Below are 22,227 nucleotides of genomic sequence, written 5' to 3' on the forward strand. Positions count from 1 at the left end.
ATCGCGGCGGATTGAACGCGGATCATTCAGCGGCGTGAAAAATCGACAAGTCATTGATTTCGTGGGGTTCGATGTCGCCAACACCGGGGATAGAGCCCCCTCAATCCCCTCTCTCTTAGAGAGAGGGAGGGGCCCACGCCCCTGGCGTGGGAGGGTGAGAGGCTACACCCTCTCCGGACAAGGCAGTGACGAAACACGCGGCGGAACGGTCCAGACCTCTCCGGCCGACGGCGAAACCTCTCACCCTCCCACCGCGACGCGGCGGGCCCCTCCCTCTCTCCATGAGAGAGGGTTTCCGGTGCGAGCGCCCCCCTTACATCTCACGGCGAGACGATCGCAGGGCTGCAGCCTCCAAGAGATAAGGTTCGCACCGACCTGAGAGGTCGATTTTCGACCCCGAACAGACGATTGGAACCTCTGGTTACGGGGCCGGCGTCCGGCTTTGCCCGCTACGGTCTATCCTCGTCATTTCAGGGCGGGTGTTAACCGAGACCGGCAATGGCTCGCCGTCGCGATCTGAAGGTCTTCGTCGTCGACTGTTTCTCGACCGCGCGCGACGCCTTCTCGGCTTTTCGCGTCGCCGACAAAGATATCCCGCCATCCCCCGCGCGGTCAGCCCTTGAAATGCGGACGCCAGACCGCAAGACTTTCGCGCCTGCGTATGGAAACCGAGATGAGCCCTTCTGGAACGATGTTCGCCCGGCGGGCTTTGCTGATTGGATCCGCGGCGCTTACCGTCAGCGGCGGGTCAACGTCCGCCCGCGCCCGTTCGCGAGCCCGAGGCCTGGACGGCGACGGCGCCTGGATTCCGTCGGAAGATCTGGTTCAGGAGCTTCCGCGCTTCATGCGCATTGCCGGGGTGCCCGGAGTCGCCATTGCGGTCATAGACCGCGGAAAGCTCGCCTGGAGCCGCGGCTTCGGCGTGAAAAACGTTCTCACCCGCGACCCGGTGCGGGAGGACACGTTGTTTGAAGCGGCGTCGATGACCAAGCCGGTCTTCGCCTATGTCGTGATGCGGCTGGTCGATGAAAAGCGCCTGGACCTCGACACCCCGCTCGTCGCGTACCGCCGGCCTGCGAACCTGGGTGATGACCCGAATCTGGAACGGATCACGGCCCGGCATGTGCTGGCGCATTCGACCGGCTTGCCCAACTGGTCTTCCGCGCCGCTCGTCACAAGTCAAGCGCCCGGATCAACCTACACCTATTCGGGTGAAGCCTTCATCTGGCTCCAGTTGGTCGTCGAGACGATCATGGAAATGGGCCTTGGCAGTGTGATGCAGGCCAAGCTGTTCGGTCCAGCGGGACTGTCTCACAGCAGCTTCGGCTGGGACGAACAGATTGCCAGGTCAGCGGTCTTTGGCCATTCGGAGCCTCCAGAAGGCGAGCAGGCGCTTCCCCCCCAGCCCACGCGCGAGCTGGGCGACCGGCTGCTTCGAGTCGCCTCGCGGTGGCGCAAGCCGATCGCCTCATGGACCTACGAAGATTCGATCGCGGCGATGCGCGAGACCGCTCCGGAGACGGCGCCGTCGATGCACGACCTGCTGGTCAACTCGGCGGGCGGGCTCCTGACGACGGCGTCAGACTATGCGAAGTTCATGCTGCTGATGACCGACCGGCCGGGGCGGGCGGGCTGGGAGATCAGCGATGCGGCCCGGCGGGCGATGCTCACCCCTCAGCTCGACGTGCGCGGACGCGACATTTCGCGCGGACTGGGTTGGGAACTCGAACAATCCTCGGCGGGCCCGCTGTTCCAGCACAGTGGCAGCAACTACGGGATCTTCAAAACCCTGGGCGTCGGTGACGCCCGCCGCGGGCGTGCGATCGTCGTCTTCACCAACGCCGCGAACGGAAATGCGCTTGCGGCCCTGATCGTTCGGCAAGCCACCGGGATCGACCGGCTGAAGTCCTTGGTCTAATCGGCCCCGATGGCGCTAGATGGGGCGGTCTCACTCGGCGGAACGCAACGGAGCTACGGCTGATCGGAGAGAACGGTTCGCCTATCTCAAACGGAGACGGACGCCTGGGCCGCCGCGTTCGCAGTCTTTCAATCCGCCTAGCCAACATCTGAAATCCACCCCGTAGACGATCAGCATGTCCGCTCTCGGCGTTGAGATGGCCCCAGGCGATCACCGACCAACCTCACCCCAGCGGATATTCCCGTTCCAGCCGGTAGGCCGAGCCCTCGCTGGTTTGCCAGCTGGAATAGAGGCCGAAGCGATCCACCGTGAAAGCCGGCGAGCGCAGCAGGTTGTTGGCCTGGATCCAGGCCCCGACCTCGGCGACCGAGGCGCGCTTCAGATAGGCCAGGGTGACGTGGGGGGTGTAGAGGCGGCTCTCGGGCTTGAGTCCCACCGATCGGGCGGCGCTTTCGTTGGCCTTCTGCAGGCGACGCAGCGGCGCGCTGTCCTCGACGCCGGCCCAGACGGCGTGGATGTCGGCGCCCTCGCCGAAATGGCCGGCGCGGGTCAGTCCCAGGTCAAAGGCCGGCGCGGCGATCTCGGCCAAGGCCTCGTCCAGCTCGGCCGCCACCGGCTCCTGCACGTCGCCGATGAACTTCAGCGTGATGTGAAAGGCCTCGAGCGGCCGCCAGCGCGCGCCCTCGATCCCGTGCTGGCGGGAGAGCAGGCCCTGGCCGATCTCCGGCGGGATGGCGATGGCGGTGAACAGGCGGATCATGCGGGAAGAACGCCTACGGGCAGGGATTGGGCTGGCGGGCGTGGATGTCGTTGACGGCCTTTTCCAGCTCGTCGGTCCAGGCCAGGTCGAAGGCGTCGATGTCCGTCTTCAGCTGGGCCATCGAGGTGGCGCCGATGATCGTGGCGGTCACGAACGGGCGCGTGTCGCAGAACTTCAGCGCCAGCTGGGCCGGGTCCAGGCCGTTGGCCTTGGCCAAGGCGACATAGGCGCGGAACGCCTCCACCGCGCCCGGCCCCTCGTAGCGCTGCATGCGGTTGTAGAGCGCCTTGCGCGAACCCTCGGGCAGGCCGCCGTCCAGATATTTGCCGGTCAGCTGGCCCTGGGCCAGGGGCGAATAGGCCAGGAGGCCGACCTGCTCGCGCATGGCGATCTCGGCCAGGCCGAACTCGAAGGTGCGGTTGGCCAGATGATAGGCGTTCTGGATCGAGGCGATGCGCGGCAGGCCCTTGGTCTCGCTCTCGGCCAGGAACTTCATCACGCCCCAGGGGAACTCGTTCGAGACGCCGACGTGGCGGATCGAGCCCTTCTTCACATGGGCGTCCAGCGCCTCGAGGATGTCGCCGAACGCCTCGAAATCCTGGTCGTAGTCGCGGTAGGACTGGCCGCCGAACACCCGCACTTTCCGGTCGGGCCAGTGCAGCTGGTAGAGGTCGAGATAGTCGGTCTTCAGGCGGCGCAGAGAGCCCTCGACGGCCTCGTCGATCTGGGCGCGGGTGTGGCGGGTGGTCGAGCCGTCCTTACGCATCCACGTCAGGCCGCCGAAGGCCGCGCCCTGGCCGGCGACCTTGGAGGCCAGCACGATCTCGTGGCGCTTGCCGGTCTTTTCCAGCCAAGTGCCGATATACTGCTCGGTGCGGCCCTGGGTCTCCGGATTGGGAGGGCTGGAATACATCTCGGCCGTGTCCCAGAAGGTCACGCCGCGCGACAGCGCGTAGTCCATCTGCTCGTGAGCCTCGGCCTCGGTGTTCTGCGAGCCCCAGGTCATGGTGCCCAGGCAGCAGCGCGACACCGACACGTCCGTGCGGCCGAGCTTGACGTACTCCATGGGCCAGCCCCTCTTTCGCCCCAATGGGCAAGCTTCGTTAGGCAAGCGTTCTAAGGGCTGTCGTTGCGTCACCGCAAGGCGGGTCGGCGGGCGCGTTCCGGAGCCGGCTGCTTCACGAACGCATACCATGAACACTTTCGTGAGGGGATTGCGCGGCCGGCCGGGACACCCGATATTCGTCTAGCGTCCACCGTGGACGCTCTAGCTCAAGGGCTTACTTCGATGAACGACTTCAACCGCGGCTACGCGCGCTCGATCCCGGCGGATCGCGCCGACATGTCGGTTGACGCCGGCCTGCGTACTTTCATGCTCGGCGTCTACAACAAGGTGGCGCTGGGCCTCCTGCTGTCGGCCGGCCTGGCCTTCCTGACCAGCGCCTATACGCCGGTCGCCAGCCAGCTGTACGTGCTGACCCCGGACGGCCGCCTGGCCGGCTTCACCATGCTGGGCACCATCATCCGCTTCGCGCCGCTGGCCATGATGCTGGTGGCCATGTTCGCCATGAAGAATCCGACGGCGCGTTCGTCGGGCATCCTCTACTGGGCTCTGGTCGCCTCGATCGGCGCCGGCGCGGGCGTGTGGCTGCTGGCCTATACGGGCGCCTCGGTGGCCTCGACCTTCCTGATCACCGCCATCGCCTTCGGCGGCCTGAGCCTGGTGGGCTACACCACCAAGAAGGACCTCACGGGTCTGGGCAGCTTCCTGATCATGGGCCTGATCGGCCTGGTGCTGGCTTCGCTGGTCCAGATGTTCCTGCAGCTGCCGGGCCTGAGCTTCATCATCAGCGTCCTGGGCGTGCTGATCTTCGCGGGTCTGATCGCCTATGACACCCAGCGCCTGAAGATGACCTACTACCAGCTGGGCGGCGAGCAGCAGTCGATGGCCGTGGCCACCAACTATGGCGCGCTGAACCTCTATCTGAACTTCATCAACCTCTTCCAATTCCTGCTCAGCATCCTGGGCAGCCGTCGCTAAGACGGACCGGAGACTGGAAACAACCGAGGTCGAAACGACGAAGCCCCGGCGGGAAACCGCCGGGGCTTTTTCTTTGACCGCATCGCGCCCACATTGGCGGGGATGGAGACGACGATGATCCGAGCCCTCGCCCTGACCGCTGGCCTGCTGTTCGCCGTCGGCGCCCACGCCGAGACGACGCTCCCGGCCTATCCGCCGGTCGCCAAGACCCCGAACCTCTCCACGCCCCTGAACCTCAAGCCCGTCGGTCCGGTGGAGCTGCGCTACGCCCAGGCGCGGCCGCCCCTCCCGCGCGGCGTGGCCCGGACGGCGATCGAGCGCCGCGAAGGCGGCGTTTCGGGCGGGATCGGGGTGCTGTGCGGCATCCAGCCCAGCGCCGACACCAGCGGGGTAGGCGCCGCGCGCGGCTACGACAACGAAGGCCGCTTCGTCGGCGCCAAGCTGGGGTTCTCGTTCTAGCGGTCAGTCTACGACCGAGAACTTGCCCTTCTCGAACACCCGCAGCACCTGGGCCAGTTCGTGGCCGCGCTTGAGGATCTGGCCGCCCTGGCCGTGCACCGCCCAGGCGCCCTGCTTGCGGGCCAGGGCCGGACGCTTCTCGACACGATAGAGCGGCGCCTCGGCGGTATGGCGGAAGATCGAGAACACGGCGTGGTCGGAGAGACCGGCGATGCCGTAGTCCCGCCACTCGCCGGCCGCCACCATGCGGCCGTAGAGGCGCATCAGCTGGTCCAGCTCACGCCGTTCGAAGAAGACAACGCCGCCGACGGGCGCGGATTGGGATTCCAGGGCCATCAGCGGAATCTAATCCCAAATCGGACGATTGGAACAGGCGGTCGCCCCGAAACCCTTTGTGTCACGCCGGACACGCCGGGCCAGAAAGACACGCTACGGCCACGCCGCGCCCCGATATGACCTTATTTCGGTCCTTCGCCCGCCTGTTTGCGGGTCGATAAGATGATTGTCGGCTGATCGGACACCCTGTGGTCCAGGATCCTGAACAGCCCCCCCAGCCCCCCAGATCGCGGGCCGGTCAGCCGACAAACTCTATATCCCCTCCCCCAAATGAGCCCGCGCGGATCCCCCCTCCCGCGCGGGCTTTTTTGCGCATGCGTCGTCCAAGCCTCGTCGTGACGTGTCTCATCGATGACACAGCCCGCCCAGAAACGACCTTTGTTTGGTCCATCCCTCGCCTGTTTGGGCCGCGATAAGGGATGCGTCGACGAAGAGCGGACCGGGCTCCTGTCCAGCCCCCCCAGCCCGCCCGGTCACGAGACGCTTCTCGTCGACCTGCAAAGGAACCCGCGTGGCCCGTCCCCTCCGGCCACGCGGGTTTTCTTTCGTCCGAAGTCCTTGCTTGGCGCGCGGCGCGCGCCGCTGATGTCCTGGGAGACTTCAGCGCTCGGGGGTGGTGGTTTCCAGCACGCCCAGGATGCGGCCGCCCTTGGCGCCCTGCACCAGGATCACGCTCTCCAGCCCGTCGTCGGCCGAGGCCGGCAGGCGATACAGCTTGGGCCGACCCGCCCAGGGCCCCAGCTTGACCAGTTCACGCACCACGTTGCGGTGAACCAGGGTCTGGCCCTTGTTGTCGCCGCGCTTGACGGCGATGTCCTGCTCGCGCGGATCGTAGCGCACGAGCCAGACCTCGGCCCCGCCGCGCGGCGCGGGGCCAGAGCCCACGGCGACGCGCGTCTTGCCGACGAACTGCATGTCCGGCGGATCGATGGGCGAGCGCCTGGCGGTCTTGACCAGGTCCTCGACCGCCTCGGCCTTGGCGCCCGACACCTGGACGCGGCCGCCGACCACCATCTGGGGCGTGGGCACGTCGCGCAGGGCGAACTTCTTGGCGTAGGCGCGCTGGCGCTCGGCGAAGCTCGGCTTGGCGAAGGTGTCCTTCCAGCCGAGATAGTCCCAGTAGTCGACCGAATAGGTCAGGGCCAGGACGCCGTCCTGCTTGGACAGATCCGCCGCCAGCTGGTTGGCCTTGCCGCAGGACGAGCAGCCCTGGGCCGTGAACAGCTCTACCACCACCGGCGGCTTGGCGGCCCACGCGGCGGGCCCCCAAGACAGGGAAATGGCGACGCCGGACAGGACCAGGGCGAGCAGGGAGAGGGCGGCCTTACGCATTGCGGGTCACTTAAGCCAAGAACGCCCCGGATAGCCGTTCACGAGGCCGTGAATAGCGCCGGTCGATGGGGAGAAAAGGTGGAGACACCGTTGTCACGGCCGTCTCCCCCGAAAACGGGCAACGAAAAACGGCCGGCCCCGAAAGGAGCCGGCCGCCTTTTCTGTGCGCCTGAGCGCTTCGCTTAGCTAGCCGACTTGGCCAGGTTGCGCAGCACGTAGTTCAGCACGCCGCCGTTCTTGAAGTACTCAAGCTCGGTCGGCGTATCGATGCGGCAGCGGACCGGGAAGCGGGCGATGCGGCCGTCGGTCGGGCGATAGAGCTCGACGATCAGCTGCTTGCGCGGGGCCAGGTCCGTGAGGCCGCGGATCGAGACGATCTCCTCGCCGGTCAGCTCCAGCTTCTGCCAGCCGTCCTGGACGAACTGCAGCGGCAGAACGCCCATGCCGACCAGGTTCGAGCGGTGGATGCGCTCGAAGCTTTCGCAGATCACCGCGCGGACGCCCAGGAGCTTGGTGCCCTTGGCGGCCCAGTCGCGCGACGAGCCGGTGCCGTATTCCTTGCCGCCGAACACGACCGCCGGACGACCTTCGGCCTGATACTTCATCGCCGCGTCGTAGATCGGCATCACTTCACCGGTCGGGAAGTGCTTGGTCACGCCGCCTTCGATCTCCGGAGTGATCTTGTTGCGGATGCGGATGTTGGCGAACGTGCCGCGCATCATGACCTGGTGGTTGCCGCGGCGGGCGCCGTAGCCGTTGAAGTCCACCGGCTGGACGCCGTGGTCGATCAGGTACTGACCGGCCGGGCTGGAGGTCTTGATCGAACCGGCCGGGCTGATGTGATCGGTGGTGATCGAGTCGCCGAACACGGCCAGGATGCGGGCTTCCACGATGTCGGTGACCGGGGTCGGGGTCATCGACATGTTCGGGAAGTACGGCGGGTTCTGGACGTAGGTCGAGTCGCCTTCCCAGGCGTAGGTCTGGCCGCCGGTCACCTTGATGCCCTGCCAGTTCTTGTCGCCCTTGAAGACGTCGCCGTAACGGGTGGCGAACATCTTCTCGTTGATGGCCTTGCGCTGCAGGGTCGCGATGTCCTCGTTCGAAGGCCAGATGTCCTTCAGGAAGACGTCGTTGCCCTTCTTGTCCTGGCCGATCGGCTGGGTGGCCAGGTCGATCTTCATCGTGCCGGCCAGGGCGTAGGCCACCACCAGCGGCGGCGAGGCCAGGTAGTTGGCGCGCACGTCCGGGTTCACGCGGCCTTCGAAGTTGCGGTTGCCCGACAGCACCGAGCAGGCGACCAGGTCGTTGTCGTTGATCGTCTTGCTGATGGCTTCCGGCAGCGGGCCCGAGTTACCGATGCAGGTGGTGCAGCCATAACCCACGAGGTTGAAGCCGAGAGCATCGAGGTGCTTGGTCAGACCGGCCTTGGCCAGATAGTCGGTGACGACTTGCGAGCCGGGGGCCAGCGAGGTCTTCACCCACGGCTTGACCTTCAGGCCCTTGGCCACCGCGTTCTTGGCCACCAGGCCGGCGGCGATCAGGACCGAGGGGTTGGACGTGTTGGTGCATGAGGTGATGGCGGCGATGACCACGTCGCCGTGGCCGACGTCGAAGTTCTCGCCTTCCACCGGGGCGCGCAGGTCAGGCTGATCGGCCTTGCCGAACTCGCCGACCAGCGACTCCTGGAACTTGTACGAGGCCTCGGCCAGCAGGACGCGGTCCTGCGGACGCTTCGGGCCGGCCAGCGACGGCTGGACGCTCGAGAGGTCGAGTTCCAGGGTGTCGGTGAAGGTCGGCTCGGGCGTGCCCGGCTCCCACCACAGGCCTTGTTCCTTGGCGTAGGCTTCGACCAGGGCGACGCGCTCGGGCGTGCGGCCGGTGCCCTTCAGATAGGCCACGGTCGAGGCCGAGATCGGGAAGAAGCCGCAGGTGGCGCCGTATTCCGGAGCCATGTTGGCGATCGTCGCCTGGTCTTCCAGGGTCAGGTTGGCCAGGGCGTCGCCGTAGAATTCGACGAACTTGCCGACCACGCCCTTCTTGCGCAGCATCTGGGTGACGGTCAGCACCAGGTCGGTCGCGGTCGCGCCTTCCGGCATGGCGCCGGTCAGCTTGAAGCCGATGACTTCCGGGATCAGCATCGGGATCGGCTGGCCCAGCATCGCGGCCTCGGCCTCGATGCCGCCCACGCCCCAGCCCAGCACGGCCAGGCCGTTGACCATGGTCGTGTGGCTGTCGGTGCCGACGACGGTGTCGGGATAGGCGACTTCGGCGCCGTCGACTTCGTTCGTCCACACGGTCTGGGCCAGGTATTCGAGGTTCACCTGGTGGCAGATGCCGGTGCCGGGCGGCACGACGCGGAAGTTGTTGAACGCCGACGAGCCCCAGCGCAGGAAGCGGTAGCGCTCGATGTTGCGCTCGTACTCGCGCTTGACGTTGTCGTCATAGGCCTTCGGGTTGCCGAAGTTGTCGACCATCACCGAGTGGTCGATGACCAGGTCGACGGGGTTCAGCGGGTTGATCTTGGCCGGGTTGGCGCCCAGGGCGACCATGGCGTCGCGCATGGCGGCCAGGTCGACCACGGCGGGAACGCCGGTGAAGTCCTGCATCAGCACGCGAGCCGGACGGAAGCTGATCTCGTGCTCGACCGAGCCCTTGTTCTGCAGCCAGGCGGCGACGGCCTTCAGGTCGTCTTCCGACACCGAAACGCTGTCTTCGTTGCGAAGCAGGTTCTCCAGAAGCACCTTCATCGACACCGGCAGCGACGAAGTTCCGGTCAGACCGGCTTCCTCGGCGGCGCGAAGGCTGTAATAGACGTAAGACTTGTTGCCGACCTTCAGTTCGCGGCGGGCTTTCAGGCTGTCAACAGACGCCATTCTCGAGGATCCTTCTCTGTCCACGGCCGCCCGAAAACCGCTCCCGGGATCACGCGCTGATCGGAAGGGACACACAGGTTCCGCCTCCGCGCCGCGTACCACCCAAAACGACTGGAGGGGGACGACCGCGCGCTTATTAGCGCCGCCGTCGTCGAACGTCCATGTCGCGCACGGGGTCTTGACGTGTTGAGAGTTGTTCTCATTAAGGAACTGGCGATCACGCGGGGCGAGCGCACGCTGTTTTCGCGCCTGGATCTGACGCTGCGCGCCGGCGAGGCGGCGGTGCTGACGGGCCGCAACGGGGCCGGCAAGACCAGCCTTTTGCGGGCCGTGGCGGGCCTGCTGCGCCCCGCCGAAGGGACGATCGCCTTCGAGAGCGAGACCGGACCGATCGAGGCCGACACCGCGCGGGCCGAGCACCTGCACCTCCTCGGCCACCAGGACGGGCTGAAGTCCAGCCGGACGGCCTGGGAGGAGCTGCGCTTCCAGACGCTGTGGACCGGCGGAACCGAGGATAACGCCCGGGCGGCGGCCAAGCGCTTCGACCTCAATCGCCTGCTGGACCTGGAAGTCCGCCGCCTGTCGGCCGGCCAGCGCCGTCGCCTGGCCCTGGCGCGGCTGGCGGCCAGTCCCCGGGCGCTATGGCTGCTGGACGAGCCGATGGCCCCGCTGGACGCGGGCCAGCGCGCGGCGTTCGGCCAGGTGATGGCCGAGCACCTGGCCGGCGGCGGCATGATCCTGGCCTCGGTGCACGATCCGCTGCCGATCCCGACCCGGTCGGTGCCCATTGGAATGGAAGGAGCCGGGCGATGAAGGGCTTCGGCATCCTCCTGCGGCGGGAACTGGCCCTGGCCTGGGGTAAGGGCGGCGGGCCGCTGCTGGCCCTGACCTTCTACGCCTGCGTCGTGGTGCTGCTGCCGATGGCCTCGGGTCGAGCGCCCGAGCGTCTGGCCGCCATCGCGCCCGGGATCGCCTGGCTGGCCCTGGCCCTGGCGGCGCTGCTGTCGCTGGAGCGCCTGTTCGAGCGCGACTACGAGGACGGGACCCTGGACCTGCTGGCCCTCGGCCCCGCGCCGCTGGAGGCCGTCGCGGTCGCCAAGTGCCTGGCCCAGTGGTTGGCCACCGGCGCGCCGCTCGCCCTGGCCGCGCCCGTCGCGGCGCTGATGCTGGGCGCGGATCTCAGGGTCATGCCGCTGCTGGTGCTGTGCGCCCTGGCCGGCGGCCTGGCCTTCGCCTTCCTCGGCGGTCTCGGCGCGGCCTTGGCGCTGGGCAGCAAGCGCGGCGGCCTGCTGGTGGCGGTGATCGTCCTGCCGCTGTTCGCCCCGCCGGTGATCTTCGGAGCCGGGGCGCTGGACGGCTATTCGGCCGGCCTGCCCTGGACGGGCGGGCTGCTGCTGCTGCTGGCCTACTGCGTCGGCGCGATCGCCCTGTCGCCGCTGGCCATGGGGGCGGCCTGCCGCAACGCGCTGGACTAGGCCGCCCGTATCAGGGGGTGGGCGCCACCGTCGCCTGGATGTCGCCCAGCGCGGCCTTCTTCTCGCCCAGCACCACCGCCAGCGAGCCGCCGATGATCAGCAGGCCGCCGGCGAACAGCGCCGCCGTCAGATGATCGCCGAACAGCAGCACGCCGCAGCAGGCGCCGATCAGCGGCTCGATATTGATGAACACCCCGGCGCTGGCCGCGCCGACCCGCGCCGCGCCATATTGCCACGCGGCCGTGGCCAGCAGGGTCGCCAGCACGCCCTGGGCCAGGATCGCGATCCAGACGGGCGCGCTCAGCGTCAGCTTGGGCGCGCCGTGCATGACGAAGGCGATCGGCAGCACCGTCGCGGCCGCGATGATGATCGACACCGCCGGGATCGCCATGGCGTTCGAGGCCTTTGGCGCGCGCCGCAGGGTCAGGAGCCAGGCCAGGAACAGCAGGAGGGCGCCGAGCGACAGGGCCACGCCCAGCGGCGAGCTGGCCCCGTCAGGCTTGCCGGCGATCAGGGCGGCGCCCAGGGTCGCCGCCGCCACCCCGGCCCACGACATCCGCGAAACCGTCTCGCCCAGGATCTTGGCGCTGACCGCGATCAGGGCCGGCATGGCGCCGACCAGCAGGGCCGCGACCGTGACGCTGACATGGGCCAGACCCTCGAACTGGACCATGAAGGCCACGCCGTAGAGCACGCCCGCCAGCAGCACGACCGGCGACTTGAACAGGGCCCGGACCTCGGGCGAGCGCAGGGCGAACGGCGCGGCGGCCAGGGCGGCGACCACGAAGCGCAGCAGCACCATGTGGGCCGCCTCCATCTCCGTCAGGATCAGCTTGCCGGTCGGAAACCCCAGGCCCCAACAGACCCCCGCGAGCGCCAGGGCGACGAATGCGATCGACTTCATGCGGGGACTCCGGACCGGAAACACGGGCAGACCGGCGCGGACGCGCGGCGGGGCCGGCGTCCTCTAGATCATGGCGATCCCGGAACTGGCAGCTGACATAACGCGCGCCCGCTTGAGCGCAAGCACGGAACCTTTTGCGGACTTCGTCAAACATGGAACATTGTTCATGTTTTCGGACATTTTCGCGCCATATCGCGATGGCCAAGCTCTCGTCCTCATACGACAGGGAGCTCACAACCATGCGTAAAACCCTTACCCGCCTGGCGCTCGCGGGGACCGCCACGACCCTTCTCGCCGGCGCGGCCCTGGCCCAGGTTCCGGCGCCCCCGGCCCCGCCCGCCCCGCCGCCGGCGCCGGAAGCGCCCCTGCCGCCCATGCCCCCGATGGACATGATGATGGCGATGGGTCCGGACATGATGTTCATGCATCAGGACCGCCACGCCGACCCGGAAAAGCGCGCCCAGCGCCTGCGCGACATCCTGCAGCTTCGCGGCGACCAGGACGGCGCCCTGAAAGCCTATGTCGAGGCCACCACGCCCAGGATCGTCATCGAGAAGCGCGAAGTCTCCAAGGACGACAAGAAGGACGGCGACGTGAAGCGTGACGGAGGCGAATGGGCCGAGCGCAAGCCGCTGACCACGCTGGAGCGCCTCGACCGCCTGACCAAGGCCGCCGACGCGATGAAGACGCGGGCCGAAGCCACGCGCGCCTTCTACACGGCCCTGACTCCGGCCCAGCAGAAGACCTTCGACATCCTGGGCATGGGCGAGGGCGAGGGCGACCAGCACGTCTTCGTCCGCCGCTTCGAGACCAGCGGCGCGCCCGCTGTCTTCAAGGACGGCCAACGCAAGGTCGTTATCCAGCGCAAGGTCGGCTGACCCCGACCGAGCACGAAGGCGCGGCGGGCCTGCAACCGCCGCGCCTTCTCCTCTTCCGTAGACATACGACCATTGCCCGCGCTCTCGCCGCGCTCTAAGCAGCCCTCATGGACGCGCGTCACACGTTCGACTTCCTGACCAATCCCGAGCGGTTCATGGCCTTCTCGCGGTGGGCCGCGCCGTGGCTTGGCGCGCTGTCGGCGCTCGCCGGGATCGCCGGCCTCGTCATGACCTTCCTGGTCCCCGAGGACTATCAGCAGGGCGACACGGTGCGGATGATGTTCATCCACATTCCGGCCGCCTCCCTGGCCATCTTCATCTATGTCTGCCTGGGCGCGGCCAGTTTCCTGGCCCTGGTTTTCCGCCAGGCCCTGGCCGACCTCGCCGCCCAGGCCTGCGCCCCGATCGGCGCGGCCTATACGGCGCTGGCCCTGATCACCGGCTCGCTGTGGGGCAAGCCGATGTGGGGCGCCTGGTGGGTGTGGGACGCGCGCCTGACCTCGGTGCTGGTGCTGCTGCTGTTCTATCTGGGCTACATGGCCCTGCGCGGCGCCCTGGAAGACGAACAGAAGGCCGCCCGCGCCGCCGCGATCCTGGCCCTGGTCGGCCTGATCAACCTGCCGATCGTCAAGTTCTCGGTCGAGTGGTGGAACACCCTGCACCAGGGGTCCTCGACCTTCATGGCCAAGGACGGCGACGGCCTGCCGGCCATCTACGCCTGGCCGGCCGCCCTGATGGGCCTGGCCTATCTCGGCGGCTTCGGCGCGCTGTGGCTGGTCCGCATCCGCGGCCTGGTGTGGCGGCGCAAGGCCCGGAGCCTGGCCATGAAGCTGGCGGAGGGCGCGCGATGAGCTTCGACTTCGACGCCGGCAAGTACGCCGTCTATCTGTGGCCCGCCTTCGCCATCTCGGCGGCGGCCTTCGCCTGGATGATCGCCGACAGCCTGCTGACCACCCGCCGGTGGAAGCGCGAGGCCGAGCGCCTGCAGGCCGAGCTCGACGAGGCCGGCGAATGAAGCGCTGGCTGGCCTTCACGCCGCTGGTCATCCTGATCGCCCTGGCGGTCCTGTTCGCGGGCTTCGCCCTGAAGCGTGATCCGCGCGTCCAGCCGCACGCCCTGGTCGGCAAGCCGATGCCGGCCCTGTCCCTGCCCGAGCTCGACAGCGGCCGCGCCGCCCCGATCCGGGCCGCGACGGACGGCCCGATCCTGGTCAACTTCTTCGCCTCCTGGTGCGCCCCTTGCGAAGTGGAGCATCCGCAGCTGATGGCGCTGAAGGCTCAGGGCGTGAAGGTGGTCGGCATCGCCTACAAGGACGCCCCGGCCAACACCCAGGCCTTCCTGACCCGCCTGGGCGACCCCTTCGCCGAACGGCTGATCGACCGTGACGGCCGCGCGGGCCTGGAGTTTGGCGTCACCGGCGTGCCGGAAACCTATCTGGTCGGCTCGGACGGCATGATCCTGGCCAAGCACACCGGTCCTCTGACGCCCGACGCGGCCGAGGACCTGCTGAAGAAAGCCCGCTAGGGCATTTAAAGACCGCGCCCCTCCCGAAGGAAGGACGCGGCCCCAGGGCGTCGACCTCAGCCCTGGATGAAGGCCAGCAGGTCCTTGTTGATCGTCTCGGCCTGCGTGGTCGCCATGCCGTGCGGGAAGCCCGGATAGGTGATCATCTGGCCATTCTTCAGCAGCTTGATCGCCTGGCGCGCCGAGGCGTCGATCGGCACGACCTGATCGTCCTCGCCGTGCAGCACCAGCACCGGCACGTCGATGGCCTTCAGGTCCTCGGTGAAGTCGGTTTCCGAGAAGGCCGCCACACAGTCGTACAGCGCCTTGACGCCGGCCATCATGCCCTGGCGCCACCAGTTGTCGATCACGCCTTCCGAGACCTTCGCGCCCTCGCGGTTGAAGCCGTAGAACGGGCCGGCGGCGACGTCGCGGAAGAACTGGGCGCGGTTATAGGCGGTACCGTTCCGGAAACCATCGAACACCTCCAGCGGCAGGCCGCCCGGATTGGCGTCGGTCTTCAGCATCAGCGGCGTCACGGCGCCGACCAGCACGGCCTTGGCGACGCGGCCGGGCTCGGCCCGGGCCACGTAGTGGGCGACCTCGCCGCCGCCGGTCGAGTGACCGATGTGGATGGCGTTCTTCAGGTCCAGATGCCTGGCCAGGGCGATGACGTCGGCGGCGTAGGTGTCCATCTCGTTGCCGGTGTCGGTCTGGCTGGACCGGCCGTGGCCGCGACGGTCGTGGGCGATGACGCGATAGCCCTTGCCCAGGAAGAACATCATCTGGGCGTCCCAGTCGTCCGACGACAGCGGCCAGCCATGGTGGAAGACGATCGGCTGGGCGGTCTTCGAACCCCAGTCCTTGAAGAAGATCTGGGCGCCGTCGTCGGTGGTGAAATAGCCGCTGCTCATGTCCATGGTCCCTCTGGCTGGGAGGCCGTCTGGCCCGTCCCGCTGTTCCGATGAGGAGAGAATGAACGCGGCCGATGATCGCGGATATGGAAACTATGGAAATCCATTGTTTCCAGTTTCAGCCTCGATCGCCGACGCCTTTCACGACCCAGTCGTAGCGCGCCGCCGGCTGGTAGCCGACGATCGGACTGGCGCGGACAATCTCCCGCAGGTTCTCGTCGAGATCGCGCATGACGACGTCGATAAGGTAGCCGCGGGCCGCCTTTATCGCCTCTTCCTTGGGCGCGGTCCTCGCGCAGGCGGGACAGCGCGCGGCAAGGCCGTCGCCATCCCGCACAACCAGGACATCGACGCGGCACGCGCCGCACTGAACCACATGATCGGCCATAGCTCGCCTCCCGTTCCGCGACCCACAATGGAACAAAAAGAGAACGACACAAGGTCCAACAACGCAAAACGGGCGGCCCCTTTCGGAGCCGCCCGCCTGATAGCGTCCGGAATGGAGGCTGGAGAGGCTTACGCCTCCTCGGCCGCCGCTTCCTTCTTCGACAGGTCTTCGCCGGTTTCCTGATCGACGACCTTCATCGACAGCTTGGTCTTGCCGCGATCGTCGAAGCCCAGGAGCTTCACCTTGACGATCTGGCCTTCCTTCAGCACGTCCGACGGCTTGGCGACGCGTTCGTTGCTGATCTGGCTGACGTGGACGAGACCGTCCTTGGCGCCGAAGAAGTTCACGAAGGCGCCGAAATCGACGACCTTCACGACCTTGCCGTCGTAGATCTTGCCCACTTCGGCTTCGTCGGTGATCGACTTGATCCAGTCGATCGCGGCCTTGATCTTGGCGCCGTCCGAGGCCGAGACCTTCACGGTGCCTTCGTCGTTGATGTCGACCTTGGCGCCGGTGGTGGCGACGATCTCGCGGATCACCTTGCCGCCCGAACCGATCACTTCGCGGATCTTGTCGGTCGGAATGGTGATGGTCTCGATCTTCGGCGCGAAATCGCCCACGTCGGCGCGCGGCGCGTCCATGGCCTTGTTCATTTCACCGAGGATGTGAGCGCGGCCTTCGTGGGCCTGGGCCAGGGCCTGCTTCATGATCTCCGGGGTGATGCCGGCGATCTTGATGTCCATCTGCAGCGAGGTCAGGCCTTCGCTGGTGCCGGCGACCTTGAAGTCCATGTCGCCCAGGTGATCTTCGTCACCCAGGATATCCGACAGAACCGCGAAGCCATCCTTTTCCAGGATCAGGCCCATGGCGATGCCCGAGACCGGACGGATCAGCGGCACGCCGGCGTCCATCATGGCCAGCGACGAACCGCAGACCGTGGCCATCGAGGACGAACCGTTCGACTCGGTGATCTCCGAGACCAGGCGGATCGTGTAGGGGAAGTCTTCCTTGCTCGGCAGCATCGGGCGCAGGGCGCGCCAGGCCAGCTTGCCGTGGCCGATTTCGCGGCGGCCCGGGCTGCCCATACGGCCGGTTTCGCCGACGCTGTAGGGAGGGAAGTTGTAGTGCAGCAGGAAGGATTCCTTGTAGGTGCCTTCCAGGGCGTCGATGAACTGCTCGTCGTCGCCGGTGCCCAGGGTGGCGACCACGATCGCCTGGGTCTCGCCGCGGGTGAACAGGGCCGAGCCGTGGGTGCGCGGCAGGATGCCGACTTCGCCCAGGATCGGACGGACGGTGCGGACGTCGCGACCGTCGATGCGCAGGCCGGTGTCCAGGATGCCGCGACGCACGACGTCGGCTTCCAGTTCCTTGAAGATCGCGGCCAGCTTTTGCGGGTCGTAGCCGGCCGGATTGGTGTCCGACTTGCCCAGCGCCTCGATGGCCTTCTTCTTGGCGTTACCGATCGCCTCGTAGCGGTCCTGCTTCTTGGTGATCTTGTAGCCGGCGGCGATGTCCGCGCCGACGATGCCCTTCATCTCGGCCTTGATCGCGTCGGTGTCTTCCGGCTCGAACGCGAAGGGCTCCTTGGCGGCGTGCTCGGCCAGGTCGATGATCGCGTCGATCACGGCCTGCATTTCCTTGTGGGCGAAGTTGACGCCGCCCAGCACGATCTCTTCCGAGAGCTCCTGGATTTCCGACTCGACCATCATCACGGCGTCGGCGGTGCCGGCCACGACCAGGTCCATCTTGCTGTCCTTCAGCTCGTCGAGCGTCGGGTTCAGCACGTATTGGTCATTGATCCAGCCGACGCGGGCGGCGCCGATCGGGCCCATGAACGGGGCGCCCGACAGGGTCAGGGCGGCCGAGGCGGCGACCATGCCCAGGATGTCGGGATCGTTCTCGAGGTCGTGCTGCAGCACGGTGACGACGACCTGGACTTCGTTCTTGAAGCCCTTGACGAACAGCGGGCGGATCGGACGGTCGATCAGGCGGGAGACCAGGGTCTCCTTTTCCGAGGGACGGCCTTCGCGCTTGAAGAAGCCGCCCGGGATCTTGCCGGCCGCGAAGGTCTTTTCCTGATAGTTGACCGTCAGCGGGAAGAAGTCCTGACCGGGCTTCTGGCTCTTGGCGAACACGGCGGTGGCCAGGACGACGGTTTCGCCCATGGTGGCCAGAACGGCGCCGTCGGCTTGACGGGCGATGCGACCGGTTTCGAGGACCAGCGTCTTGCCGCCCCACTCGATCGTCTTGCGCTTGATATCGAACATTTTTGCTTCTTTCGGTTCCGAAGGACCCATTTCCTTCAGGACGGACAGGGGCGGGCGGCCGAAGGGCGGTCCCGAGATTTCCTCATCCAGTTCGACAGGCGTCCGGAGACGGTGGTCTCCGGCTTACATGTTCGGATCGCGCATGGCGGACCCGCGGCAACCTCTCGTTTCGGCCTGTCTCGAAACGGAGGCTTGGACTTTCTCGCGTGACGGGCGCCGAAGCCGGAAGCCATTTTCGGCAAACCGTTTTCGACCGGCACGCATCAGAAAAACGTTCGGCCGCTCTACGAAAGCAGAGCGGCCGAATTGTGCCTTAGCGACGCAGACCCAGCTTTTCGATCAGGGCCTGATAGCGACCGGCGTCGGACTTCTTCAGGTGGTCGAGAAGCCGGCGACGCTGGGAAACCAGCTTCAGCAGGCCACGACGGCTGTGGTTGTCCTTCTTGTGCGTCTTGAAGTGCTCGGTCAGGTTCGAGATGCGTTCCGAGAGGATCGCGACCTGGACTTCAGCGCTGCCGGTGTCGCCAGTGGAGCGGGCGTGTTCGGCGATGAGAGCGGCTTTGCGCTCGATGGTGATCGACATCGGGTTGTCTCCGCTCAGGTGAGTTGGAAGACCCGCACCGGATTGAGCTTCCCGGCGCGCATCTCGCACAGGGCCACCAACCTGTCGCCGGACATGGCGGAAACGGTGCGATCGCCGGGCGTGAGCTCGGCTTTCAGCGTTTCAACCTGCCTCGGGAGCAGGACGATGGCGCGTCCCTGTGCAAGCCGGAAGGCGTCTTCGTCGGTCACGGCCAACGCCGGGATGTCGTCCAGCGCGGTCTCGACCGGAAGCAATGCCTCCGACAGCCGGGCCTCATAGCTCAAATTCTCAAGAGTTTCCAGCGATATCGCGGTCGCCTCGGCGAAGTCGCCCACCCGCGTCCGGCGCAGCTCCGCGACGTGACCGCAGGTTCCCAGCGCCTTGGCCAGGTCGCGGACCACGGCCCGGACATAGGTGCCCTTGCCGCATTCCATCTCCAGCGTGACGTGGTCGGCGTCGGCCTGCTCGACAATCTTCAGGTCGAAGATGCTGACCTTGCGGGTCGGCAGCTCGAACGCGACCCCGTCGCGCGCCAGGTCATAGGCGCGCTCGCCGTCGACCTTGATGGCCGAGAAGTTCGGCGGGATCTGGTCGACCTCGCCGATGAAGGCGGAAAGCGCGGCCTCGATCTGTTCGCGGGTCGGCCGCACGTCGGAGGTTCCGGTCGTCTCGCCCTCGCGGTCCAGGGTGGTGGTGTCGCGGCCCCAGGCGATGGTGAAGCGATAGGCCTTGTCGGCGTCCATCAGGAACGGGACGGTCTTGGTCGCCTCGCCCAGCGCGATCGGCAGAATGCCGGTGGCCAGAGGGTCCAGCGTACCGGCATGGCCGCCCTTCTGGGCGTTGAAGGCGCGGCGCACCCGGCTGACGGCCGTGGTCGAGGTCAGGTCATAGGGCTTGTCCAGGCAGATCCAGCCCGAGACGGCGTCGCCCTTCTTGCGGCGGGCCATGCCTAGGCCTCGTCCCCTTGGTCATCGTCGTCGCCAAGGACGTCCGCCAGGGTGCGCGTGTCCTGCTTTACGCGCGGGTCGTCGAACAGGCGGTCCATGTGGGCCGCCGCGCCGAAGCTCTCGTCGTGGATAAACTTCAGGTCCGGCGTGAACTTCATGTCGATCAGCTTGCCCAGACGCCCACGCAGGAAGCTCGCCCCCCGATTCAGGGCCTTGATGACCTCGGCGATGTCCTTGTCCTCGCGGCCCGCCTCGCCCTTCAGGCCAGCGCCGAGCGGTTCGACGAAGCAGACGGCGTGCCGCAGGTCGGGGCTCATCCGCACCTCCGACACCGTAATCGAGACGCCGACCAGCACCGGATCGGCCAGGCCTTCCTCGCGGAAGACGTCGACCAGGGCGTGACGGATCAGTTCGCCGGCGCGGAGCTGGCGTTGCGAGGGACCGACAGGGGCGGCCTTCTTGGTATCGGCATGGCGCTTCATGGCGCGGAATCCTTGCGGCCCGGCCGGCGGATCGAACGCCGGTCGCGGGGAAAATCGGAAGGCGGGGTGTCTAGGCGCGTAAACGGCGGAAGTCCAGCCCCGCCCCTTTATCTACGCGCCAACCCGATCCTTGAAGAAGGCGATCACCTTGTCCCGGGCCCGCATGCTTCCGCTGTCGGGGACCGAGCGGTGCAGGTGCAGGGTCAGGACCGAGTGCGGGGCCATGGGCACGCCCGGCGCGGCGTCCTCGTCGGCTAGTTCCACCACCTCGACCTTGTCGCCGAACGCGGCCTTCAGGCGTGCGATGCGGGCGTTGGGCACGAGCTTGTCGGAAGAGAAACGCAGGGCCAGCAGCGACAGGTCCTCGTCCTTGAACCGACGCTTGGCGCAGGCCAGCTCCGAGGCCGAACAGTCCAGACCCTTGCCGTTCAGCGGCAGGGACGGTTGGGACAGCACCGGCGCCACTACCGAAGGCTCGGTCATCATCGCCAGGGCGAAGCCTCCGGTGAAGCACATCCCCACCGCCCCCACGCCCTTGCCGCCGCAGTCGGCGTGCGCCTTGCGGGCCAGGGCGCGCAGCCAATCGACGATCGGGCTGGAGCGGCCGTCCTTCCAGACGCTGAACTCGCGCCGCACGCAGATGTTCTTGAGGATTTCCCCGATCGCATAGCCACGCGTGACCGGCTTGGCGGGCGTGCCGAACAGGCTGGGGCAGTAGGCGGTCAGGCCGGAGTCGGCCAGGTCGCGGGCGAAGGCCAGCACGCCCGGATGCAGGCCCGGAACCTCGTGGATGACGATCACGGCCGGCCCGGCGCCGATCTTGTAGACCTCGCGCGTCCAGCGCCCGTCGTCGAAGTCGAAGCGTTCGAACCCCGCCAGCGCATCCCCGTCAGCCATGCCCGCCCCCATTGTTTTCTGGAGGCTAGACCGGCGGGGATCAGAACGCCATCGCCCGCGCCCAAACGAGCTAAGGCCTGCGCGGTTCAGGACCTTCGGAAAGGCCGTCGGGCGGGACGGAAGGCCTAGTTGGTTGTGTCGGGATGCTGCGGATTGTCGGTCCAGTCCGACATCGGGTCGGGACCGTTGCGACCCCTGGGCAGGCGCCATTCGCCGCGATACGAGAAATCCAGCGTACCGCAGAGCCGCGCCTTCCCCTCCGCTTTCGGATCATTTCCGAACGCCTGGATCCGCAGGTCGCGGCGCAGGGCGATGGTGCTGAACGACAGCCAGAGCCGGGTCGAACCGGGACAGAAGGCGCGGACATAGATCTTGCCCTGGGCGGCCGAGGCGTCGACCTCGTAGAGCGCGGCGTCGGCGTCCACGCCCTCCATGGCGGAGAGGCCGCCCGGACCGAGGTCCTTCTGGCGACCGTTCTTCAGCCGCGCCTCGGCCGGCACGCCGGTGGCCAGCACCTTGATCGGCCGGCTGGCGCCCATGAAGCCCTGGTTGAACAGGATGGTCACCCCGGCGCCGGTCAGCCGCCTGGCGTCGGTCGAGATCGGGTCGTAGGAGAACATCCGCGTTTCGGCCGAGGCCGCGGAGGCCGCCAAGAGGTTTAAGGCCGTCGCCGCCACCAAGGCCAGGGCCGCGCCCCCCCATACGGCTGGCTTCATCGTTTCAGATGCAGGTTCGCGGCCTCGGCGTCGAAGCTGGTCAGGCGCCAGGTCGACCCTTCCTGGGTGAAGGTCAGCAGGCAGGGGCCGTCCTTCTTGGCCGCGCAGACCCGGCCGTCGCCGACAGGGCGCAGCGCCCCGGCGATCGCCACCCGGCCCGGAATCGGTCGATCGGGCGTGTAGCCATAGTAGTTGGCGGCGGCGTGGAAGGTCTCCGGCCGGATCAGCGCCTCGCCGGCCGCGTCGGCCAGCGGTCCCGCCGCCAGGGCGGCAAGGGCCATGACCCCGGTGCTCGATCCGCCCCGCTGGCGGGCCTCGTCCACCAGACGCGCCTCGATCTGGGCCTTCAGCGCCCGGCGATCGACGTGGGCCTCGAAGGTCGCCCGGTCGTTGTCGCGGATGGCGACCAGCAGATCGTGGACGTCGCCGCCGGCGTCGAGCCGGTTCACGGTCGCGCAGGCGCTCAAGCCAGCGGCGACGGCGGTCAGGGCGAGAAGGATCTTGATGCGCATGTGGAAAGGGTTAGCGCCGGATTGGGGCGATTTCCAGTCTGG

The 22,227-nt window shown here is 67.4% G+C and carries 24 protein-coding genes; 9 read left to right on the forward strand and 15 right to left on the reverse strand.

Features of this window, described 5'->3' with window-relative positions; all coding sequences use genetic code 11:
* The first annotated feature begins 661 nt into the window (after positions 1–661).
* Positions 662–1,918 carry a serine hydrolase gene (locus EIK80_RS20445; protein WP_233586900.1) on the forward strand — a complete coding sequence of 419 codons (1,257 nt, stop codon included), beginning with the start codon at positions 662–664 and terminating at the stop codon, positions 1,916–1,918.
* Positions 1,919–2,141: 223 nt separating this feature from the next.
* On the opposite strand, the gene thpR is transcribed toward EIK80_RS20445, so the two are convergent.
* Both thpR and EIK80_RS20455 read right to left on the reverse strand, forming a co-directional pair.
* The gene (gene thpR, locus EIK80_RS20450) at positions 2,142–2,678 is read right to left on the reverse strand and encodes an RNA 2',3'-cyclic phosphodiesterase (RefSeq protein WP_125158865.1); all 537 of its coding nucleotides are present in this window, start codon (positions 2,676–2,678) and stop codon (positions 2,142–2,144) included.
* Positions 2,679–2,691: 13 nt separating this feature from the next.
* A complete protein-coding gene (locus tag EIK80_RS20455; protein ID WP_125158866.1) occupies positions 2,692–3,744 on the reverse strand; it encodes an aldo/keto reductase in 1,053 nt (350 codons plus the stop codon).
* A gap of 222 nt (positions 3,745–3,966) precedes the next feature.
* Here EIK80_RS20455 and EIK80_RS20460 point away from each other — a divergent pair, with 222 nt between their 5' ends.
* Both EIK80_RS20460 and EIK80_RS20465 read left to right on the forward strand, forming a co-directional pair.
* A complete protein-coding gene (locus EIK80_RS20460) occupies positions 3,967–4,719 on the forward strand; it encodes a Bax inhibitor-1/YccA family protein (RefSeq protein ID WP_125158867.1) in 753 nt (250 codons plus the stop codon).
* Positions 4,720–4,833: 114 nt separating this feature from the next.
* Positions 4,834–5,178, forward strand: coding sequence for a hypothetical protein (locus EIK80_RS20465; protein WP_125158868.1), 345 nt, complete (start codon positions 4,834–4,836; stop codon positions 5,176–5,178).
* Positions 5,179–5,181: 3 nt separating this feature from the next.
* Here EIK80_RS20465 and EIK80_RS20470 read toward each other — a convergent pair whose 3' ends face one another.
* The 3 genes from EIK80_RS20470 to acnA all read right to left on the reverse strand — a co-directional run bounded on the left by EIK80_RS20470 (position 5,182) and on the right by acnA (position 9,719).
* Complete coding sequence (locus tag EIK80_RS20470; RefSeq protein ID WP_125158869.1) at positions 5,182–5,514, reverse strand: DUF2794 domain-containing protein; 333 nt, start codon at positions 5,512–5,514, stop codon at positions 5,182–5,184.
* Positions 5,515–6,114: 600 nt separating this feature from the next.
* Positions 6,115–6,846 (reverse strand): thioredoxin family protein, encoded by a 732-nt coding sequence (locus tag EIK80_RS20480; RefSeq protein WP_125158870.1) that lies wholly within the window; start codon positions 6,844–6,846, stop codon positions 6,115–6,117.
* A gap of 182 nt (positions 6,847–7,028) precedes the next feature.
* Positions 7,029–9,719, reverse strand: a complete 2,691-nt coding sequence (gene acnA, locus EIK80_RS20485) for an aconitate hydratase AcnA (protein ID WP_125158871.1) — start codon at positions 9,717–9,719, stop codon at positions 7,029–7,031.
* A gap of 183 nt (positions 9,720–9,902) precedes the next feature.
* On the opposite strand from acnA, the gene ccmA reads away from it, so the two are divergent.
* Positions 9,903–10,532: a heme ABC exporter ATP-binding protein CcmA gene (ccmA, locus tag EIK80_RS20490; RefSeq protein ID WP_125158872.1), complete on the forward strand. Its 630-nt coding sequence runs from the start codon at positions 9,903–9,905 to the stop codon at positions 10,530–10,532.
* A complete protein-coding gene (gene ccmB, locus EIK80_RS20495; RefSeq protein ID WP_125158873.1) occupies positions 10,529–11,194 on the forward strand; it encodes a heme exporter protein CcmB in 666 nt (221 codons plus the stop codon). The genes ccmA and ccmB overlap by 4 nt, the downstream gene beginning before the upstream one ends.
* A gap of 10 nt (positions 11,195–11,204) precedes the next feature.
* Here ccmB and EIK80_RS20500 read toward each other — a convergent pair whose 3' ends face one another.
* Positions 11,205–12,098 (reverse strand): DMT family transporter, encoded by an 894-nt coding sequence (locus EIK80_RS20500; protein ID WP_125158874.1) that lies wholly within the window; start codon positions 12,096–12,098, stop codon positions 11,205–11,207.
* A gap of 239 nt (positions 12,099–12,337) precedes the next feature.
* On the opposite strand from EIK80_RS20500, the gene EIK80_RS20505 reads away from it, so the two are divergent.
* From EIK80_RS20505 to EIK80_RS20520, 4 genes are all read left to right on the forward strand, one after another.
* On the forward strand, positions 12,338–12,976 hold the full coding sequence (locus EIK80_RS20505; RefSeq protein WP_125158875.1) for a Spy/CpxP family protein refolding chaperone: 639 nt from the start codon (positions 12,338–12,340) through the stop codon (positions 12,974–12,976).
* Positions 12,977–13,083: 107 nt separating this feature from the next.
* Positions 13,084–13,827, forward strand: coding sequence for a heme ABC transporter permease CcmC (ccmC, locus tag EIK80_RS20510; protein ID WP_125158876.1), 744 nt, complete (start codon positions 13,084–13,086; stop codon positions 13,825–13,827).
* Positions 13,824–13,991 carry a heme exporter protein CcmD gene (gene ccmD, locus EIK80_RS20515; RefSeq protein WP_125158877.1) on the forward strand — a complete coding sequence of 56 codons (168 nt, stop codon included), beginning with the start codon at positions 13,824–13,826 and terminating at the stop codon, positions 13,989–13,991. Before ccmC ends, ccmD begins: the two co-directional genes overlap by 4 nt.
* A complete protein-coding gene (locus EIK80_RS20520) occupies positions 13,988–14,500 on the forward strand; it encodes a DsbE family thiol:disulfide interchange protein (RefSeq protein WP_125158878.1) in 513 nt (170 codons plus the stop codon). Before ccmD ends, EIK80_RS20520 begins: the two co-directional genes overlap by 4 nt.
* A 56-nt stretch (positions 14,501–14,556) precedes the next feature.
* Here the strand turns inward: EIK80_RS20520 and EIK80_RS20525 are convergent, their stop codons facing one another.
* From EIK80_RS20525 to EIK80_RS20565, 9 genes are all read right to left on the reverse strand, one after another.
* Positions 14,557–15,393, reverse strand: a complete 837-nt coding sequence (locus EIK80_RS20525; protein WP_125159055.1) for an alpha/beta fold hydrolase — start codon at positions 15,391–15,393, stop codon at positions 14,557–14,559.
* A gap of 118 nt (positions 15,394–15,511) precedes the next feature.
* A complete protein-coding gene (locus EIK80_RS20530) occupies positions 15,512–15,781 on the reverse strand; it encodes a hypothetical protein (protein WP_125158879.1) in 270 nt (89 codons plus the stop codon).
* Between the two features lie 128 nt (positions 15,782–15,909).
* Positions 15,910–18,048, reverse strand: coding sequence for a polyribonucleotide nucleotidyltransferase (pnp, locus tag EIK80_RS20535; protein ID WP_125158880.1), 2,139 nt, complete (start codon positions 18,046–18,048; stop codon positions 15,910–15,912).
* Between the two features lie 313 nt (positions 18,049–18,361).
* The gene (rpsO, locus tag EIK80_RS20540; protein WP_125158881.1) at positions 18,362–18,631 is read right to left on the reverse strand and encodes a 30S ribosomal protein S15; all 270 of its coding nucleotides are present in this window, start codon (positions 18,629–18,631) and stop codon (positions 18,362–18,364) included.
* 14 nt (positions 18,632–18,645) lie between these two features.
* Complete coding sequence (gene truB, locus EIK80_RS20545) at positions 18,646–19,578, reverse strand: tRNA pseudouridine(55) synthase TruB (protein ID WP_125158882.1); 933 nt, start codon at positions 19,576–19,578, stop codon at positions 18,646–18,648.
* A 2-nt stretch (positions 19,579–19,580) separates the two neighbouring features.
* Positions 19,581–20,060, reverse strand: coding sequence for a 30S ribosome-binding factor RbfA (gene rbfA / locus EIK80_RS20550; RefSeq protein ID WP_125158883.1), 480 nt, complete (start codon positions 20,058–20,060; stop codon positions 19,581–19,583).
* A gap of 111 nt (positions 20,061–20,171) precedes the next feature.
* On the reverse strand, positions 20,172–20,957 hold the full coding sequence (locus tag EIK80_RS20555; RefSeq protein WP_125158884.1) for a dienelactone hydrolase family protein: 786 nt from the start codon (positions 20,955–20,957) through the stop codon (positions 20,172–20,174).
* A 125-nt stretch (positions 20,958–21,082) separates the two neighbouring features.
* Positions 21,083–21,577, reverse strand: a complete 495-nt coding sequence (locus EIK80_RS20560) for a hypothetical protein (RefSeq protein ID WP_370450250.1) — start codon at positions 21,575–21,577, stop codon at positions 21,083–21,085.
* A 92-nt stretch (positions 21,578–21,669) separates the two neighbouring features.
* Positions 21,670–22,185 carry a DUF2939 domain-containing protein gene (locus EIK80_RS20565; RefSeq protein WP_125158886.1) on the reverse strand — a complete coding sequence of 172 codons (516 nt, stop codon included), beginning with the start codon at positions 22,183–22,185 and terminating at the stop codon, positions 21,670–21,672.
* Between the last annotated feature and the right edge of the window lie 42 nt (positions 22,186–22,227).

The organism is Caulobacter sp. 602-1, assembly GCF_003931565.1.
Lineage (GTDB): Bacteria > Pseudomonadota > Alphaproteobacteria > Caulobacterales > Caulobacteraceae > Caulobacter.

Coding starts and splice junctions, on each gene's coding strand:
- EIK80_RS20445 (WP_233586900.1), top strand. CDS start 662: ATGGAAACCGAGATGAGCCCTTCTGGAACGATGTTCGCCCGGCGGGCT.
- thpR (WP_125158865.1), bottom strand. CDS start 2,678: ATGATCCGCCTGTTCACCGCCATCGCCATCCCGCCGGAGATCGGCCAG.
- EIK80_RS20455 (WP_125158866.1), bottom strand. CDS start 3,744: ATGGAGTACGTCAAGCTCGGCCGCACGGACGTGTCGGTGTCGCGCTGC.
- EIK80_RS20460 (WP_125158867.1), top strand. CDS start 3,967: ATGAACGACTTCAACCGCGGCTACGCGCGCTCGATCCCGGCGGATCGC.
- EIK80_RS20465 (WP_125158868.1), top strand. CDS start 4,834: ATGATCCGAGCCCTCGCCCTGACCGCTGGCCTGCTGTTCGCCGTCGGC.
- EIK80_RS20470 (WP_125158869.1), bottom strand. CDS start 5,514: ATGGCCCTGGAATCCCAATCCGCGCCCGTCGGCGGCGTTGTCTTCTTC.
- EIK80_RS20480 (WP_125158870.1), bottom strand. CDS start 6,846: ATGCGTAAGGCCGCCCTCTCCCTGCTCGCCCTGGTCCTGTCCGGCGTC.
- acnA (WP_125158871.1), bottom strand. CDS start 9,719: ATGGCGTCTGTTGACAGCCTGAAAGCCCGCCGCGAACTGAAGGTCGGC.
- ccmB (WP_125158873.1), top strand. CDS start 10,529: ATGAAGGGCTTCGGCATCCTCCTGCGGCGGGAACTGGCCCTGGCCTGG.
- EIK80_RS20500 (WP_125158874.1), bottom strand. CDS start 12,098: ATGAAGTCGATCGCATTCGTCGCCCTGGCGCTCGCGGGGGTCTGTTGG.
- EIK80_RS20505 (WP_125158875.1), top strand. CDS start 12,338: ATGCGTAAAACCCTTACCCGCCTGGCGCTCGCGGGGACCGCCACGACC.
- ccmC (WP_125158876.1), top strand. CDS start 13,084: ATGGACGCGCGTCACACGTTCGACTTCCTGACCAATCCCGAGCGGTTC.
- ccmD (WP_125158877.1), top strand. CDS start 13,824: ATGAGCTTCGACTTCGACGCCGGCAAGTACGCCGTCTATCTGTGGCCC.
- EIK80_RS20520 (WP_125158878.1), top strand. CDS start 13,988: ATGAAGCGCTGGCTGGCCTTCACGCCGCTGGTCATCCTGATCGCCCTG.
- EIK80_RS20525 (WP_125159055.1), bottom strand. CDS start 15,393: ATGAGCAGCGGCTATTTCACCACCGACGACGGCGCCCAGATCTTCTTC.
- EIK80_RS20530 (WP_125158879.1), bottom strand. CDS start 15,781: ATGGCCGATCATGTGGTTCAGTGCGGCGCGTGCCGCGTCGATGTCCTG.
- pnp (WP_125158880.1), bottom strand. CDS start 18,048: ATGTTCGATATCAAGCGCAAGACGATCGAGTGGGGCGGCAAGACGCTG.
- rpsO (WP_125158881.1), bottom strand. CDS start 18,631: ATGTCGATCACCATCGAGCGCAAAGCCGCTCTCATCGCCGAACACGCC.
- truB (WP_125158882.1), bottom strand. CDS start 19,578: ATGGCCCGCCGCAAGAAGGGCGACGCCGTCTCGGGCTGGATCTGCCTG.
- rbfA (WP_125158883.1), bottom strand. CDS start 20,060: ATGAAGCGCCATGCCGATACCAAGAAGGCCGCCCCTGTCGGTCCCTCG.
- EIK80_RS20555 (WP_125158884.1), bottom strand. CDS start 20,957: ATGGCTGACGGGGATGCGCTGGCGGGGTTCGAACGCTTCGACTTCGAC.
- EIK80_RS20560 (WP_370450250.1), bottom strand. CDS start 21,577: ATGTTCTCCTACGACCCGATCTCGACCGACGCCAGGCGGCTGACCGGC.
- EIK80_RS20565 (WP_125158886.1), bottom strand. CDS start 22,185: ATGCGCATCAAGATCCTTCTCGCCCTGACCGCCGTCGCCGCTGGCTTG.